Source organism: Aminobacter sp. Y103A, assembly GCF_030294925.1.
GTDB lineage: Bacteria > Pseudomonadota > Alphaproteobacteria > Rhizobiales > Rhizobiaceae > Aminobacter > Aminobacter ciceronei.
Genome location: NZ_AP017986.1, coordinates 429,065 through 445,998, shown reverse-complemented (window position 1 = coordinate 445,998; position 16,934 = coordinate 429,065). Strand labels below are relative to the sequence as shown.

Genomic DNA, 16,934 nt, shown 5'->3' with positions numbered 1-16,934 from the left:
ATGGCTATCCCCATGCCTGTGACGACGCCGGTGGCAACCGCCCGCAACGCCGCGCAACGTCCGACTCTGCTGAGCAGGCTCGACGAGTTCGGCCGTGAGCTCTGGCAGGACAAGCTCGGCACGCTCGGCTTTGCCGTCATCGTCGCCCTTTTGCTGATGGCGATCCTCGCGCCACTGCTGGCGCCCTACGATCCGGCCGCCCAATCGGTGATCTCGCGTCTCAAGCCGCCGGCCTGGCTGCCAAAGGGCAGTTGGGAACACATCCTCGGCACCGACCATCTCGGCCGCGACGTGCTTTCGCGCGTCATCTACGGCGCCCGCGCCTCGCTGCTGGTCGGGGTGCTTGTGGTGCTGTTCGCCGGCAGCTTCGGCGTCGTGCTCGGCCTGTGGGCCGGCTTCAGAGGCGGCCGCACCGACTCGATCATCATGCGCATCGTCGACGTGCAGGTGGCATTCCCCGGCCTGCTGCTGATCCTGCTGGTCATCTCGGTCATCGGCCCGAGCATGGCGACCATGATCATCGTGCTCGTCGTCACCAACTGGATGGTCTATGCCCGCGTCGTCCGCGGCATCGTGCTGTCGGTCCGGCAGACACCCTATGTCGAGGCAGCCGAAATGATCGGCTGCAAGACCTCGCGCGTCATCTTCCGCCACATCCTGCCGAACCTGACCTCGCCGCTTCTGACGCTCGGCATCCTCGAATTCACCAACATCGTGCTGGCGGAAGCGGCTCTGTCCTTCCTCGGCCTCGGCGTGCAGCCGCCGGCGACGAGCTGGGGCCTCGATGTCGCCAATGGCCGCGACTACATCTTCGTCGCCTGGTGGCTGATCACCTTCCCCGGCCTGTCGATCGCCACCACGGTGCTTGCGGTCAATCTGTTCGCCAGTTGGGTGCGCGTCACCACCGACCCGCAGGAGCGCGAGAAGCGCTTCGCCTACCAGCGCGCCAAGCTGGCCGCCCGGCGGGCCCGCCGCAGCCCGCAAGCCCAAAGCTCGGAAGCCAAAAGCCAAGGAGGCCGCTCATGAGTGTCAGCGCCAACAGCACAGGCACGCCGCTCCTCGAGGTCGAAAAGCTGAAGGTCGAGTTCGACACCAGGCGCGGGCTGGTCCAGGGCCTGCGCGGCGTGACCCTGTCGATCGGCCGCGGCGAGACACTCGGCGTTGTCGGTGAATCCGGCTCGGGCAAGAGTGTCACCGCGCAAGCTGTGATGGGGTTGATCGACCTGCCCGGCCGCATCGCTTCGGGCGACATCAGATGGAAAGGCCGTTCGCTGCTCGGCTCCGATGGCGAGCGTTACGCCCGCGACATCAGGGGCAAGGAAGTGGCGATGGTCTTCCAGGACCCGATGACCTCGCTCAATCCGGTGCTCAAGATCGGTACCCAGATCGGTGAGGTGCTGGAGCGGCATCTCGGCATGACGCGCGCCCAGGCCCGCAACCGCGCCGAAGAGCTGCTTGCCGCGGTCGGCATCAGCGCCCCCGGGCGTCGGCTCGATCAGTATCCGCACGAGTTTTCAGGCGGCATGCGCCAGCGCGTCATGATCGCCATGGCGATTGCCTGCGAGCCTGAGCTGTTGATCGCCGACGAGCCGACGACGGCGCTCGACGTCACGATCCAGGCGCAGATCCTCGAACTGCTCGCCGAGTTGCAGCAATCGCTCGGCCTGTCGGTGGTGCTGATCACCCACGACCTCGGGGTCGTCGCCGGCCTCTGCCATCGCGTGGCGGTGATGTATGCCGGGCAGATCATCGAGACCGGACTGGCCGAGGACGTGTTCGAGCGTCCGGCGCATCCCTACACGCAAGGGCTGTTGCGCTCGACTCCGCGGCTCGACGAGGTGTCCGACCGCCTGGTTTCGATCGAGGGCACGCCCCCGAACCTGGTGACGCCGCCGGAGGGTTGCTCGTTCCAGCAGCGCTGTCCGCTGTCGGGCGAGGCCTGCCGCAAGGCGCCCAAGCTCGAACATATCCGCCCGGACGCCGAGGCCGCCTGCTGGCGGCCGTCGGTACCGGCCTGGGCAACGCCGCTGATGTCGCCCACCTTCCCCTGACAGGAATTTTTCGATGCTCAACCCCGTGCCAGCCCAGCCGCCAGCACCGCCACTGCTCAGCGTGCAGGGCCTCGACGTCACCTATGAAACAGGTGCTCAGGGCTTCTGGGGGCGGCCCAAGGCGTTCAAGGCGCTGGAAGATATCTCCTTCGACCTCCACCCTGGCGAGACACTCGGACTTGTCGGCGAATCCGGCTCCGGCAAGACCACGACGGGCCGCGCAGTGCTGCGGCGCATCACGGCCTCGTCGGGCAAGATCGTCTTCCAGGGCAAGGACATCACCCACACCAAGGGCGAGGCGCTGCGCAAGCTCCGCCGCAACATGCAGCTGGTGTTCCAGGATCCTTATGCCAGCCTCAACCCGCGGATGCGGGTGATCGACCTCGTCGCCGAGCCGCTCCTGGTGCACGGACTGATCCGCCATGTCGACGAAGCCCGCGACCGCATCACCGAATTGCTGCGCATCGTCGGTCTGCCGGCGGACGCGCATGACCGTTTTCCGCACGCCTTTTCCGGGGGGCAGCGTCAGCGTATCGGCATTGCCCGGGCGCTGGCGTTGCAGCCCGAGTTCATCGTCGCCGACGAGCCGGTGTCGGCGCTCGACGTCTCGGTGCGGGCGCAGGTGGTGAACCTGATGCAGGACCTGCAGCGTGAGTTGGGGCTGAGCTACCTGTTCATCGCCCACGACCTCTCGGTGGTGCGCCACATCTCGCATCGCGTGGCGATCCTCTATGCCGGGCGCATGGTCGAGATCGCCGATCGCGACGATCTCTACGACCATCCGATCCACCCCTATACCGAGGCGCTGCTGTCGGCGGTGCCGGTGCCCGACCCGCGTACGCAGCGCCAGCGCAAGCGTATCGTCTATGGCGGCGAGATCCCCGACCTGGTCAACCCGCCGGCCGGCTGCCGCTTCTCGACACGCTGCCCGCTGGCGACTGAGCAGTGCCACAAGGAAGCGCCGAAATTGTCGGAGCGTTCCGCCGGCCATCTCGTCGCCTGCTGGAACAGATAGCCCCCGCTATCGGCCTGACGGCCTTCGGTCATTCGCCGAACTTGCCGGTGGCGAGCGCCGCCCGGCCGTATTTGTTGTTGGCCTCGAGCAGCCTGATCAACGTTGCCAGGAACGCATCGCGTTCCTTGTCGCCGAGCGTGTCGAGCAGCCTGTCCTGGGCGCGGCTCATCGCCGGATGCATGGCCGCGACCAGCTTCTCGCCCTCGCCGGTAAGGCGCGCCAGTACCATGCGCTTGTCCTCGGTGCTGCGGGTGCGCTCGACCAGCCCGCGCTGGGCCAGCCGCGACAGCACGTCGGCGACGTTGGTGCGGTCGATGCCGAGCGCCTGGGCAAGTGAGATCTGGTCGGAATCGGGATTGCCCGAAAGGATGGTCAGCAGCCCGTATTGCACCGGCGTAATGCCGAAACCCTCGCACTCCTCAAAGAACAGGGCGTAGTGGACCTGGTGCAGCCGGCGGATGAGATAGCCCGGCCGCTTCCACAGCGGCAGCCGCTCGATGAGCTGCTGCAGTTCGGGATTAGGCGCGGCGGCCGTTGCTTTTTTGTTCTGCGTCCCGTCCGTCCTAACCGACTTGGCCACGCTCATTCCCCTTGCCTGTCACTGCCCATCTCTATCCCTTGCCGGACCGGCGGGAAAGAGCGGTACCACCGCATACTTCCGGCCCTCGAAACGGCAATCGCGGGACGCCCGCCGCTCTGGAACCTTTGCCTGGCAAGGCGTTGCGCCTTGCGCACGCAATAAAAGGAAGTATACTGATGATTATTGGGAACACCGGAAAAGGAGAGCAGCATGGCGCAGGAACCGCTGGCCACGAAAGGCAACTTCCTTCACATCTACGACTTCCGCGTGGAAGTCGGACGCGAAGACGAATTCGTCCAACTGTTCGAGGAGTTCGACTATTCGGACGGCAATCCGATGCACAAGTCCTGGGCCCAGGTGAAGGACGGCGTGTTGTGCCGCGACACCGAGGATCCGCAGCGCTTCTTCCTCATCGCCGAGTGGTCCGACATCGTCGAGCACGCCAAGATCCGCAAGGTGCTGGCGGAAGAGCTCAAGCCGGCCTTTGTCGGCCTGATCGAGGGCCGCAAATTCGTGCCGAAATATGTCGAGGTCGTCTCGTCGACGCCCGACGAGATCCTCAACGCTGCGTCGCACTGACTGCCGGGGCGATGCGCACGCTCTACACCTTCTTCAGATCGTCGACCTCGTATCGGCTGCGCATCGCGCTCGCGCTCAAGGGGCTCGACTGGGAGCCCCGCTTCATCAGCCTGCCCAGGATGGATCACCGCACCGCCGACTATATGGCTCTCAACCCGCAGGGCCTGGTGCCGGCGCTTGTGGACGACGGCCAGGTCTTCGCGCAAAGCCTCGCCGTGCTCGAATATCTCGACGAAACCCACCCCGAGCCGCCGCTGCTGCCCACTGACCCCGCCGGGCGCGCTTATGTCAGGGGCCTCGCCCAGATCATCGGCTGCGACATCCACCCGCTCAACAATGTGCGCGTGCTGAAGTACCTGAAGGCGCGCTGGCAGCTGTCCGACGACGACACCAACGAATGGTACCGGCACTGGATCGAGGAAGGCTTCAGGTCGTTCGAGGCGACACTTCGCGCCGGCTGCCGGCATGGCCGCTATTGCCTTGGCGACACGATCACCATCGCCGACATCTGCCTGGTGCCGCAGGTGGCCAATGCCCGCCGCTTCGACTGCGACCTTTCCGCATTCCCGCTGTCGGTCGAGATCGCGGGCGCCGCTGCCGCTCTGCCCGCTTTCGCCGAGGCACATCCAAGCCTTCAGCCGGACGCGTTTTGAACTGTCGGCGCGGCCGTCCCGGTCAGCGCTTGCGCGCGACGATATAGGGCCTGTTGTCGTTGCCCTTTGTCGCGTGGTTTTCGGTCGCGACGACCTCGAAGCCCGCGGCAGAAATCATCCGGACCAGTTCTTCTGTACTGAAGGCACCGGCATGCGGCGCAAGTCCTGTCGCGCGCATGACTGGCAACAGCGCCAGCCGGATCAGCGGGTTCATGTCGCCGAGGCACGGCGTCTTGGAGACGAACAGACCGTCGCTGGCCAGCAGCGTGTGGATGCGCCGCAAGGTGCCGGGCAGGTCGCGCACCAGATGCAGGTAGTTGAAACCGAGAACTACCTCGAACTGCCCGGACCCGAGCTGGTGCGCCTCGGCTGTAGCGGTCAGGAAGTCGAGACCCCTGATCGGGCAAACCAAGCGCTTTTCCTCGGCAATCTCGATCATCGCTGGCGAGAAATCCGTCCCGAGATAGGATTTCACGTCACCGGCCAGCAGCATCGCCGTCGACCCGGTGCCGCATCCCAGTTCCAGCACCTGGTCGCCGGCCCGCAGCAGCCCGCGCGTCCGGTCCAGCGTGCGGGCGTAGCCGCTTTGGTCGGCCACCGCCGCCTTGGCATATCTGCGTGAAGACCGGTCCCAGAAGCGGGCGTCGCTCGCAATGCTCATCAAGGATGCTCCTTCACGGTCATACGAACCGGTACAATGTCGAAACCACGATCCAATCGAAATGGCATGTCGCAGTGATGAATAATCGGAGAGTCTTGCAGCAACATTGCGAGAAGCAGATGCGCAACGCGCGCGCACCTTTATCTATCTCCACTTCTTACGCGGCGGCACGTATCTGTCTTGTAGAGAACACAGACATATTCTTCCGTGCCCCGCGCCACCCTCGGGAAAGCACCATGGCGGCCCAATATGGCTTCAAGCTCCCCCCGGGAACCTTGCCTTCTCCCGCCATCGATACGATCTGATCATCCAGAGTTGTGAAGCCCGTCCACCGTGGCACGACGACAAAAATCCGCTTCATCGTCAGCCGGCCTGCGGCAACGGGCTGGTATCCTTGTCGCAGCAAATCGTTGCTTGAGGGGCGTTCAGCCGCCGCCGAATGGCCGGGAAATGCGCACGGCGGTAGTGCAAGCGTCAAAGCTGCCGAGATGCCACGGTTCATGAAGAACACCCTACGTCACGAAATGATAAGGCGGCAAAGCAATTTACCAATATTGGCGCCAATAGCCCCACGCCCTGGCGCTTCGGCAAATCTGCCTTGTTCTCGATCAGCCATGAAAGATGCATGACAAGGTCTGCATCGCTCCCGGTTCAACCGCTCCACTCAACAACCGCAAGTCTCGGCCTGTTGCAACGGGTCAAATCTTGGGGTCATGCAGCGGGCCATGAAACGACCGGAGATCCTCGACCCGGGTGCCGCCGGCCGTTTGGCAAGAGCCACCTTCTCGCGCGCCTTCATGTCAGACACCAAGTGGCGGAAACTGATTGCCGCAGTGCGCGCCACGCGCAAGGATGTGAGATGCATGACGGTTCAATTCATCGACGCCGCCAATGTCCGACAGATGCGCTTTCCACTTGGACTAAGCCTGCCCTTGGCCTTACATCGACACCATCGAATTCGGGCCGGTCGAACTTCGGTCCATTGTATGGATGGAATTCGATGCCGACCTCACGGACCTGCTCGGCCCGATCGGCAGATGTTCGATCGAGCTGCGTGACGGCAGGACCAGAATAGTCGGCTATCTGGCCTGAGCGCGCCCACCCCTCACGCCCTTCGCCGCTCGGCTACCGTTGCCTTGTCGTAGCCGGCGACCTTCTTGTAGCTGTTCGACAGTGCTGCCAGTTCGTCCTGGGTGATGACGTCATCGAGCCGGGCGAAAGGGCGGTCCCCGGTGCGCTCATAGACCTCCTTGAGGATGACGTCGGGCGGAGTGGAGCGGTTGGTGCGCACGACGGCCGCGGTCGCCTGCAGCCGCTTGTCCTCATAGGCCTTGAGCACAGCCGCGACATCGCCCCCCGACGCAAAGCAGTCGGCAAGCGCACGCGCATCAAGGATCGCCTGGCCGGCACCGTTGGAGCCGCGCGGATACATCGGGTGGGCGGCATCGCCGAGCAGCGTCAGCCGGCCAAAGCTCCATCGGGCGAGCGGATCCTTGTCGACCATCGGATATTCGAGGATCGCCTCGGCACCTCGGATCAGGCCGGGCACATCGAGGAAATCGAAGCTCCAGTCGGCGAAGGCATGAATGAAGTCGTCGAGCCGGCCGCGGCGGTTCCAGTCCTGCTGGTGATAATCAGGCGTCTCGATCTCGGCGACCCAGTTGATCAGCTGGCGACCGTCAGCGTCGAGCTTGTTGCGGATCGGGTAGATGACCATCTTGCCATGCGTCAGCCAGCCGGCGCGGACGTAGCTCGCGCCGCCGAGATAGGGCCTCCACCAGGTCGTGCCGCGCCACATGTTGACGCCGGAATAGATCGGGCCGCCATCGTCGGGCACAAGCTTGCGGCGCACGACGGAGTGGATACCGTCGCAGCCGACGATTGCGGCACCGGTCTGGACGGACCGGTCTTCGCCGGTGCGGCCGTCGACGAAACGGGCGATCGCCGCATCCGCCGTCTGTTCGACATCGATGCATTTCCAGCCGGTAACGACGCAATCCGGGCCGGCCCTCTCGACGAGTGCTGCGTAGAGGATTTGCTGCAGGTCGCCGCGATGGATCTGGAACTGCGGGTAATTATAGCCGGCAAATGTACCGACCGGTTCCTTGTAGATCAGCTGGCCGAAGCGGTTGAAGAAGCAGGATTCTCGCGCCGTGACCGCCACCTCGGCGAGTGCTGGCTGCAGGCCGAGCTCGGTCAATTCGCGGCTGGCATGCGGCAGGATCGAGATGCCGACGCCGATCGGCCTGATCTCCTGCGCGCTTTCGTAGACGCGGAAGGCAATGCCCGCCTTGTGCAGCATCAGGGCCAATGTCAGCCCGCCGATGCCTGCGCCGATGATCATCACGTCCATATGGCTCTCCGATCAATTTAAGCAGTATACTGACTATTTTCTCGCTCGAAAGGTGCGACCCGCCGGGTGTCCGGCCTAGACCGCCTCGCGGAACGGCAGCTCGAATTCCTGGCGGGCGTTGCGGTCGAGGATTTCCTTCGCAAGTGCTGCGGCAACACCCGTCGGCTCGTTGGCGGCGCTGGTCAGGATGAACTCGACTTCCTCGAGCTGCGGCAGTTGCGGGCTGGTCGGCAGCACCATCAGCCCCGACGACACCATGCTGCGAGGCTGAACCATGATGCCGAGCCCGGCGCGCGCCGCTGCCTGCAAGCCGCTCAGGCTGCCGCTGGTGCAGACGATGCGCCAGGGGATGCCCTTGCGGTCGAGCGCCTCGATCGCCGCGACGCGGGTGATGCCGGGACGCGAGAACAGGATCAGCGGCAAGGGCTTGCCGGCTTCGACGACCGATGGGTCGCGCGCCGCCCAGACCAGCCGCTCGGTGCGCACGGCAACACCGCTGCGCGCCTCGCGCTGCTGGTTGAGCCCGACGCGGCGTTTGGCGATGACGAGGTCGAGCGCACCTTCGTCGAGCAAGTCGAACAGCGTGCTCGACAGCGCCACCGTCAGCTCGAGCTCGACCGACGGGTGGCGCTCGGTGAACTTGTGCAGCACATCGGCCAGGCGGGTGGTGACGAAATCCTCGGAGGCACCAAAGCGGATGCGGCCGCTGAGCCTGGCCCCCTGCAGATAGCTGCGGGCACGTTCGTTGGCGTCGAGGATCGAGCGGGCGAAACCGAGCATCGCCTCGCCGTCCGGCGTCAGCATCACCGAATGGGTGTCGCGGACGAGAAGCCGCCGGCCGACGCTGACTTCGAGCCGCCGGATGTGCTGGCTAACCGTCGACTGGCCGAGGCGCAGATGCACCGCCGCCCCGGTGAAGCTGCGCGAGCCGGCAACCGCTACGAAGGTCTGGAGGAGTATCGGATCGAACATGATCCCTCCCTGTGTTCACGAAACGAAATGAGCATCATTCCTGTATGCGCCATTCACAATACCACCGGCATTTGGCATACTGTATACAAAATTAGCTCATTGCCAAGGGATCACACGCCTTGTTCGCACGTTTTCGCCCCGACACCTTCATCATGCTGATGATCGCCTGCATTGTGCTGGCATCGCTTCTGCCGGCACAGGGCAGCTTCGCCGGCCATTTCGGCACCGCGACCAACATCGCCATCGCACTGCTGTTCTTCCTCCACGGCGCGCGGCTGTCGCGGGCGACGGTGATTGCCGGCATGACACATTGGCGACTGCACCTTCTGGTGTTCTCGACCACCTTCGTGCTGTTCCCGATCATCGGGCTTGGGCTCGGCCTGCTGGTGCCGACGGTGCTGCCGGCAGCGCTCTATGCGGGCGTACTGTTTTTGTGCGTGCTGCCGTCGACCGTGCAGTCGTCCATCGCCTTCACCGCCCTTGCCGGCGGCAACGTGCCGGCCGCCGTGTGCTCGGCCTCGGCCTCAAACATCATCGGCATGTTCCTGACGCCGCTTCTGGTTGGGCTGCTGTTCGCCAAGACCGGCGGTGGCGGCGTGTCGCTGTCGGCGATCGAAGGCATCATGCTGCAGCTTCTGGCGCCCTTCATCGCCGGCCAGCTCGTCCAGCCCTGGCTTGCCGGCTGGCTCGGCCGGCACAAATGGCTGGTGACTGTCGTCGACCGCGGCTCGATCCTGATGGTGATCTATCTCGCCTTCTCCAAGGCGATGGTCGCAGGCCTGTGGCAGCAGTTGCCGCTGCAGTCGCTGGTGGTGCTGCTGCTGATCGCCGCCTTCCTGCTGTCGACGGTGCTGGCAGTCACCATCTTCGCCAGCCGCTTCCTCGGCTTTTCCGGGCAGGACGAAATCACCGTCGCCTTCTGCGGCTCGCACAAGAGCCTGGCGTCGGGCGTACCGATGGCCAACGTCATCTTCGCCGGCCAGGAGATCGGCGCGATCGTCTTGCCTTTGATGCTCTATCACCAGCTGCAGCTGATGGTCTGCGCCTGGATGGCCAGGCGTTATGCCGAGCGCACCGCCGCCGAACACGCGACGGCAGCGGAAGCCCAGGGCGCGGCGCAATAGCCGCGCCGGAAAGACCTAGATCTTGGTGGCGCCGCCGTGGTTGGCCGGTAGCGAGCGGGCGCGCAGCGGGGCGACCGAGGCGTGCTGCTCGAAAGTCTCCTCACCGAGGCGCTCGACCTTGTGGCTGGGCAGGTCCTTTAGCAGGCCGGCAACGCGGGTGAACGACTGTTCGAGCGCGCGCTCCTTGATCTCGCCGGCCTTCAGGCCGGCCGCCATGTAGTCGATCATGCGCGTGATGATCTCGGTGTCGGCCCAGTAGGCGCACATGCACAAAAGGTCACAGCCGGCATTGATGATGCGGATCGTGGTTTCGGGCTTGTCGAGCCGGTCGGAGATCGCCTTCATGCCGAGATCGTCGCTGACGACGACGCCCTCATATCCCAGTTCCTTGCGCAGGATATCCTGCAGGATCACCTTCGACATCGTCGCAGGAACGCCTGGGTCGATCTGCGAGATGACGATGTGTGCGGTCATGATCATGCGCGTCCGCGCATCGTTGAAATGACGGAACGCCTCGAGCTCGCGGCTGCGGAACGTCCTGGGGTCGACGTCGATGACCGGCAGCGAATAGTGCGAATCCACCGCCGTATCGCCATGGCCGGGGAAATGCTTGGGGCAACCGAGGACGCCTTCGGCCTGCATCGCATCGAGAAACGCCCTGGCAGCCGGCACCACATCGTCAGGCGTCGTGCCGAACGAGCGCTGGCCGATGACGGGATTGGCCGGGTTGGAATTGACGTCGACGACGGGCGCGAAATTGACGTTGAAGCCGAGCGAGCGCAATTCGACGCCCATCGCCTTGCCGACGTCGGCGGCCTGCTTCGGCCACTCACGCGCATAGGCAAAGGCGGTGATCGGCGCCGGCGGACGCAGCACGCCGCCGCCCTCATGGTCGATCGAGACGATCACCTCGTCACGTTCGATGTATTCGCGCACGTCCAACAGCAGCCTGCTGTGATTGTCGAGCCAGTCCTCATAAGGCGCGTCGGGCAGGAAGTTGGCGCGAAACAGAACGACGCCGGCAGGCCTGAGCAACGACAGCAGCCGCTTGTCCTTGTCGCCGAGCACATGGCCGGGCTGCAGGCCGATCAGAAATCGGTGTCCATAGGACGCAGGACCGCGCCCGAGATCGAATGAGAGATCCATTGCCGTGCCAAACTCCGCCGCTGTCCGCTGCCATCATGTGGCAGACCGATGCAAACAAAGTCCTTAGAACATGAGCGAAGGATTCGGAATCGCTTTCGAATCCGCCGCCCCGCAAAAGATGCGAGGCGGCGTGCCGGCAACGTCAGTTTATGTTAGTCCCCGAACTTCCGTGACTGCCTGGCGACGATGTCAGGCAATTCGGGGTGGCCGCGCAGCGCGGTGAAGGTCCAGTAGCTCTCCAGCCATTCCGGCTGCCCCTCCCAGTCGCCGTCGACCAGCCGCCCGAGATGGACCAAGGCGCGATCGAGGTCGCCGCCAAGTGCGAACGAACCCGCGGCATGGAAGGCATACCAGGAGATGTCGTCGCTGGCCGCCGCGTAGTGACGAGCCCAGTCCAGGCACTCCTCTGCTGGCAGGTCGCCGACATTCTCGGCCGGAAAGGTCGAGCTGAACGCCACATATGTTGTCGCCTCGACAAGGCCGTTTGTTTCGGCGATCCGCATCGAGGCAGCGTTGGAGGCATGACAATGCCAGCCAATCCGCCGGATGCCGCGGTCGAGGCAACGGGCGACGGTCTGGCGGGTCACCAGCGCGCCGAACCCGCGTCCGCGATAGGCCTCCTCGGTGCCGACGCCGAGCTCGCAGCGGTCGCCCACCACGCTGTCGGCCATGCAATGGCTGACAACAGTGCCGTCATGGATGACGCAATAGCCGATGGCGTGCTGAAGGAAGAGGTCGGGCGAGGTCCAGCTTTCGAGGTGGTCGGTGATCGTCTCGATATCGATTGATACACCGCGGTCGAGCAGTGTCTGGTCGACGAGCGCGAGCTCGAAGCCGTCGGGCAACTGCCGTGCAACGTTCCCCATTCCGCCGATATGCCGAAAGGCCTTGCGGCGATGCAGCCGGGCATATGGATTGTCCCAGATGTCGGCCAGCACCTCACCCCATTCCACGCGGTCGGGGATCAGATAGGCGGTATGCGGGATCGTCCGTTTCAAGGCCGCATAGGACGGCTGGTGGTCGACGTCGCCGGCGAGATAGTAGCCGTCGCCACCTTCGCAAAGCAGCGCCACCCTGGGCCGGGTTGGATCATCCACCCAGATATCGCCGTCAAGCACGCCGGAGGCCACCGCCTCGATGCTGGCGTGTGTGGCAGTAAGACGATCAAGCAGAGGTTCGGCGACGGCAAAGCGTGCCGGGTCGAGTTTGTACATAGGCATATGTCCTTGGTCGGCCACGCGCCTCAGCGCGGGCACAAAGATCGATGGTTTCAAAGGCGGCGGCCGGCTTGTCCCGGCCACCTGCCCGTTCTGTCGCGTAAAAGGTCGCTGTCATCTGTCTCTCCGTCGTTTTGAAATGAAACGTGGCTGCTCGCCGCCGCCACGCTGGAAACTCTTGGGGCAAGAGACCGGCAGCCAGCCTCCCGCAAATCTCAGGCCTGTCAGCCCCTCGCCCGTTCGGCGATCAGCTCGCCTTCTGCGCGGTCCGCCTCGGTCACCGATGTCAGCCGCTTGAGGCGGCGGGCGAACCAGGCATTGAGGTCGTCCATCGAGGTGAACATGACCGGCACCACGACAAGGCTGAGCAGCGTCGACGTGATCAGGCCGCCGATCACCGCTACCGCCATCGGCGCACGGAAGCTTGCGTCTGCACCAATGCCGGCTGCCGCCGGCACCATGCCGGCGACCATGGCGATCGTCGTCATGATGATCGGCCGGGCACGGGTCATGCCCGCCTGCATCAGCGCCTCGCGACGCGCCATGCCCTGGGCACGGCAGTCGATGGCGTAGTCGACGAGCAGGATCGAGTTCTTGCAGACGATGCCCATCAGCATCAGGATGCCGATGGTCGACGACAGGTCGAGCGCCGCGCCATAGAGCAGCAGGGCCAGTGCGGCACCGCCGAGCGACAAAGGCAAGGCGATCAAGATGGTGATCGGCTGCAGGAAGTTCCTGAACAGCAGCACCAGCACCGCCATCACCATCAGGATGCCCGCCACCAACGCCAGCGCGAAGCCGCGGAACATCTCGCCCATTTCTTCCGAGGCGCCGTACTTCACATGCTGGACACTGGCGGGAAGGTTCTTCAGCAGCGGCAGCGCTTCGACGGCCGCCATCGCGTCGCCGATCGTCACCCCGTTCAGATTGGCTTCGACGGCCACCATGCGCTTGCGGTCGAGCCGCTCAACCTTGCCTTCCTCGGCGCCGAAGTCGATGTCGGCCACCGAGGTCAGCGGCACCACGGCGCCACTATCGGTGCCGACCCTGAGGTTGCGCAATGTCTCGAGGTCGCCGCGCGCCGACTTGTCGAGCAGCACGCGGATCGGCACCAGCCGGTCGCCCAAGTTGAACTGCGCCGAATTGGCATCGGTTTCGCCAAGCGTGGCGATACGCGCCACGGTGCCGAGCGAGACCACCGACACACCAAGGCGTGCCGCCTCGTCCATGCGCGGCCTGACCAGCAGCTCGGGTGCTGCGGGAGGTTGATTGGACAGCACATTGACCAGTTGCGGCAGCTTGCGCATCTCGTCCTCGAGCTGGCGCGCGGCCAGGTTCAGCTCCTCCGGATTGTTGCCGGCGAGGAAGATGGACAGCTCCTTGCCGCCGGAGTCGCTGGCAAAGCTGAACTGAATGTCCGGCACGCCGGCCAGGATGGGCAACACGGAAAGCTCGAACTCCTTGCGCGAGAGCTGCCTTTCGCCGCGCGGCTTCAGCCTGATGATCAGCGATACCCTGTTGACGTCGCCGGTGATGGCCAGGACGCTCGCCACTTCCTTGCGCTGCAGCAATTGCTTGACGATGTGGTCGGAAACGCGCGTCGTCTCGTCGAGCCTGGTGCCCGGGGGCAGGGTGATGCTGGCGTCGGAGATGTTGCTGTCGGTGCCGGGCACGAAGCCGGTCGAAAGCTGCGACAAAAGGAACACCGAGCCGGCAAAGAATACGAAGACCAGCGCAAACGTCGTCTTGCGATGATCGAGCGTCCAGCCGAGAAGCGCGAGATAGCGGCGCGACAGCCGCGACGGTTCGGCGGCGTGATGACCGGCCCCTTTCGGCTGCAGCAGATAGGCCGCCATCAACGGCGTCAGCAGGCGCGCGACGACCAGCGAGATCATCACGGCAACGGCAACCGTGATGCCGAACTGCCTGAAATACTGGCCGACGGCACCGCCGATGAAACTGACCGGCGCAAATACGGCAACGATGGTCAGGGTCGTGGCGACAACCGCAAGGCCGATCGCGTCGGCCGCCTCGATCGAGGCGAGGTAGGGCCGCTTGCCCATGTCGACATGGCGCTCGATATTCTCGATCTCGACGATGGCGTCGTCGACGAGGATGCCGATGACCAGCGTCAACGCCAGCAGGCTGACGCCGTTCAGCGTGTAGCCGAGCAGGCCCATGACGGCGAAGGTGGGCAGGATCGACAATGGCATGGCAACCGCGGCGATCAGCGTGGCGCGCCAGTTGCGCAGGAACAGAAACACCACGAGCACTGTCAGACCGGCGCCCTCGAGCAGCGCGGTCACGGCGGCATTGTAGCTTTCGAGCGTGTATTCGACGTTCGAGATCACCTCGACGAAGGCGACGTCAGGTGTCCGCGCTGTGATCTCGCCAAGCCGCTTGGTCACCGCGTCGGCAACGGCAGTGTCGCTGTAGCCCTTGGCGCGATAGACCGAGAAGCCGACAACGGCATCGCCATTGTAACGGGCGAAGCTGCGCGCCTCGGTCGGTCCGTCGGTGATGGCGGCGATGTCGCTGAGCTGCACCCAGCGCTTGCCCGGCAGCGACACCGAGAGGTTGAGCAGTTGGTCGAACGAGGTGACGCTGCCGAGCGTACGGATCGACTGCTCGCGGTCGCCGACCTCGCCGCGTCCGCCCGGCACGTTGACGTTGATGCCGCGCAGCGCGGTGTTGACCTGGTCGGCGGTGACGCCGAGCGCAAGCAGCCTGTCGGGGTCGAGTGAAACAGTGATCTCGCGGTTGACGCCGCCGAAACGCTCGACCTTCTGGACGCCGGGCGCGGCAAGAAGCTCGCGGCTGACCATGTCCTCGACGAACCACGAGGCGTCCAGCGCCGACATCTGCGGCGCCTGCATGGTGAAGTAGAGGATGGCGCCGCCTTCGACGTCGACACGCGAGACGATCGGCTCCTGGATCGACTGCGGCAGGTCGGAGCGGATCTGGCCGACCGACTCGCGGACATCGTTGGTCGCCCGGTCGGGATCGACGCCGATCTTGAACTCGACCGTCGTCGTCGACACGCCGTCCTTGATCGTCGAGCGGATGTTCTTGACGCCCGCAAGGCCGGAGATCGATCCTTCGACTCGGCGGGTGATCTGGCTCTCCATCTCGGCCGGCGCAGCGCTCGGCTGCGTCACCGCAACGGTGACGATCGGAAACGACAGGCTGGGATTGGCGTTGACCGGCAGGCGCATGAAGGCAGCGATGCCGGCCAGCGTCGCCACCACGAACAGCACGATTGTGGGCACCGGCTTGCGGATCGCCCAGGCGGAGATGTTGCTGATCATGGCCGGACGCTTCCGGTCTTGGCGCCGATGTCGGTGGTAGCCACCTCATCACCGTCGCGCAGCGAAGCACCGGATTTGGCGACGACGACGTCGCCATCCTTGAGGCCGGCCCGGATCTCCAGCCTGCCGTTGTTGCGCATGCCGGTCTGGACCGGCCTGAGGTCGACCTTTCCGTCCTCGACCACGAAGACTGATGTCTTGTCCTTGCCGCCATAGACCAATGCCGAGTCGGCAATGACGATCGCCTTGCGCTTGGCCACGACGATGGCAGCGCGGGCAAAGGCGCCGGAGAACAGGGCGGTATCTGTCTTGAAGGCGATGCGGGCCACGCCGAGACGGGTCTCGCGGTCGATCTTCGGCGAGATCAGCCGGACTTTGCCCGGGATCCTGCCTGCGACGCCCGGCAGGGTGACCGAGGCGGTCTGGCCGACGGCCAACTGCGGCAGCTCGCGTTCCGGGATCTCGGCTGCCAGCTCGACCTCGCCGTCGCGGATCAACCTGATCAGCGGCTCCCCGCCGGTCAGCGCGCCGGCATTGGCGTGGCGTTCGGACACGACGCCCGCAACGGGTGCCACCACGACATTGCGCTCGACCAACCGGCGGGACTCGGTGAGTTGGGCCTCTGCCTGGTCGACCTCTGCCTGGGCGAGAGCGACACCCTCGCGCTCGACAGCCTCGGTCGAGGCACGGTCGGCGTAACCCTGGGCGGAAAGGGCCCCCGACTGCCTGAGCGGCATCGCGCGCTGCAGGGCTGCCTGCGCCTGCGCCGCCTTGGCCTGCTGCTGGGCCAGCGCTGCCTTGGCCCGTGCCAGCCGGCCTTGGCTCTCATGCAGTTGGTTCTCGCGCATCGCGGTGTCGAGCCGAACCAAGATCTGGCCGGCTTCGACGCGATCGCCGACCTCGACCTCGACGCTTGATATGCGCTGCTCCTGAAACGGCGCGCCGACGGCAACTTCCTCGCGGGCCGCAAGCACGCCGGTGAACGACAGCGTCCATTCGGTCATGTCGCTGGCAACGACGAAGGTCGACACCAGGCGCTTGGCGGTTTCGCCCTGCGCGGCAGCATTGGCGGCAGTATCAGCCGCCGCAGGCATGACCGCGCTTACCAGCAGCGCCGCGGCTATCGCCGCGATCCGCGCCCGGGGGTGAAGGTGGTGCGTCATTTGGTACAAACTTTCCACAGTCCGATGTCTCCGAAGAATGGCGGCTGCCGGCGCCCTCCAAGCCAATATACTATTATTCGATTGATCAATCTATTAATTGGGCCAAACCCGT

14 protein-coding genes are annotated in these 16,934 nt (G+C 64.9%); 6 read left to right on the top strand and 8 right to left on the bottom strand.

The genetic code is table 11. The annotated features are described in order from the left end of the window. Genes Amn_RS02060 through Amn_RS02050 form a run of 3 tightly spaced genes read left to right on the top strand, consistent with a single transcriptional unit; the run spans nt 1 to nt 3,066 of the window. Nucleotides 1–1,026 (top strand): ABC transporter permease, encoded by a 1,026-nt coding sequence (locus tag Amn_RS02060; protein WP_246340571.1) that lies wholly within the window; start codon nt 1–3, stop codon nt 1,024–1,026. Then, complete coding sequence (locus tag Amn_RS02055) at nt 1,023–2,051, top strand: ABC transporter ATP-binding protein (RefSeq protein WP_154384522.1); 1,029 nt, start codon at nt 1,023–1,025, stop codon at nt 2,049–2,051. The genes Amn_RS02060 and Amn_RS02055 overlap by 4 nt, the downstream gene beginning before the upstream one ends. A 13-nt stretch (nt 2,052–2,064) precedes the next feature. Further along, nucleotides 2,065–3,066, top strand: a complete 1,002-nt coding sequence (locus tag Amn_RS02050; protein ID WP_192319239.1) for an ABC transporter ATP-binding protein — start codon at nt 2,065–2,067, stop codon at nt 3,064–3,066. 28 nt (nt 3,067–3,094) lie between these two features. Here Amn_RS02050 and Amn_RS02045 read toward each other — a convergent pair whose 3' ends face one another. Then, nucleotides 3,095–3,646, bottom strand: coding sequence for a MarR family winged helix-turn-helix transcriptional regulator (locus Amn_RS02045; protein WP_246787013.1), 552 nt, complete (start codon nt 3,644–3,646; stop codon nt 3,095–3,097). Between the two features lie 210 nt (nt 3,647–3,856). On the opposite strand from Amn_RS02045, the gene Amn_RS02040 reads away from it, so the two are divergent. Both Amn_RS02040 and maiA read left to right on the top strand, forming a co-directional pair. Beyond that, nucleotides 3,857–4,225, top strand: a complete 369-nt coding sequence (locus Amn_RS02040; protein WP_067955042.1) for a hypothetical protein — start codon at nt 3,857–3,859, stop codon at nt 4,223–4,225. An 11-nt stretch (nt 4,226–4,236) separates the two neighbouring features. After that, on the top strand, nt 4,237–4,878 hold the full coding sequence (gene maiA, locus Amn_RS02035; protein WP_154384521.1) for a maleylacetoacetate isomerase: 642 nt from the start codon (nt 4,237–4,239) through the stop codon (nt 4,876–4,878). Between the two features lie 22 nt (nt 4,879–4,900). Here maiA and Amn_RS02030 read toward each other — a convergent pair whose 3' ends face one another. From Amn_RS02030 to Amn_RS02020, 3 genes are all read right to left on the bottom strand, one after another. After that, nucleotides 4,901–5,539: a class I SAM-dependent methyltransferase gene (locus tag Amn_RS02030; protein WP_067955046.1), complete on the bottom strand. Its 639-nt coding sequence runs from the start codon at nt 5,537–5,539 to the stop codon at nt 4,901–4,903. A gap of 1,105 nt (nt 5,540–6,644) precedes the next feature. After that, nucleotides 6,645–7,892: a flavin-dependent oxidoreductase gene (locus Amn_RS02025; RefSeq protein ID WP_286294426.1), complete on the bottom strand. Its 1,248-nt coding sequence runs from the start codon at nt 7,890–7,892 to the stop codon at nt 6,645–6,647. Between the two features lie 75 nt (nt 7,893–7,967). Further along, nucleotides 7,968–8,864 carry a LysR substrate-binding domain-containing protein gene (locus Amn_RS02020; protein WP_067955049.1) on the bottom strand — a complete coding sequence of 299 codons (897 nt, stop codon included), beginning with the start codon at nt 8,862–8,864 and terminating at the stop codon, nt 7,968–7,970. A gap of 152 nt (nt 8,865–9,016) precedes the next feature. Between Amn_RS02020 and Amn_RS02015 the strand changes: the two genes are divergently transcribed. Continuing rightward, nucleotides 9,017–9,988 carry a bile acid:sodium symporter family protein gene (locus Amn_RS02015; protein WP_286297814.1) on the top strand — a complete coding sequence of 324 codons (972 nt, stop codon included), beginning with the start codon at nt 9,017–9,019 and terminating at the stop codon, nt 9,986–9,988. A gap of 15 nt (nt 9,989–10,003) precedes the next feature. Here Amn_RS02015 and Amn_RS02010 read toward each other — a convergent pair whose 3' ends face one another. The 4 genes from Amn_RS02010 to Amn_RS01995 all read right to left on the bottom strand — a co-directional run bounded on the left by Amn_RS02010 (nt 10,004) and on the right by Amn_RS01995 (nt 16,822). Further along, the gene (locus Amn_RS02010) at nt 10,004–11,134 is read right to left on the bottom strand and encodes a glycoside hydrolase family 3 protein (protein ID WP_286294425.1); all 1,131 of its coding nucleotides are present in this window, start codon (nt 11,132–11,134) and stop codon (nt 10,004–10,006) included. Between the two features lie 152 nt (nt 11,135–11,286). Further along, complete coding sequence (locus Amn_RS02005) at nt 11,287–12,348, bottom strand: GNAT family N-acetyltransferase (protein WP_185910228.1); 1,062 nt, start codon at nt 12,346–12,348, stop codon at nt 11,287–11,289. A gap of 227 nt (nt 12,349–12,575) precedes the next feature. Continuing rightward, on the bottom strand, nt 12,576–15,659 hold the full coding sequence (locus tag Amn_RS02000) for an efflux RND transporter permease subunit (protein WP_286294424.1): 3,084 nt from the start codon (nt 15,657–15,659) through the stop codon (nt 12,576–12,578). Further along, complete coding sequence (locus Amn_RS01995; RefSeq protein ID WP_286294423.1) at nt 15,656–16,822, bottom strand: efflux RND transporter periplasmic adaptor subunit; 1,167 nt, start codon at nt 16,820–16,822, stop codon at nt 15,656–15,658. Before Amn_RS01995 ends, Amn_RS02000 begins: the two co-directional genes overlap by 4 nt. Between the last annotated feature and the right edge of the window lie 112 nt (nt 16,823–16,934).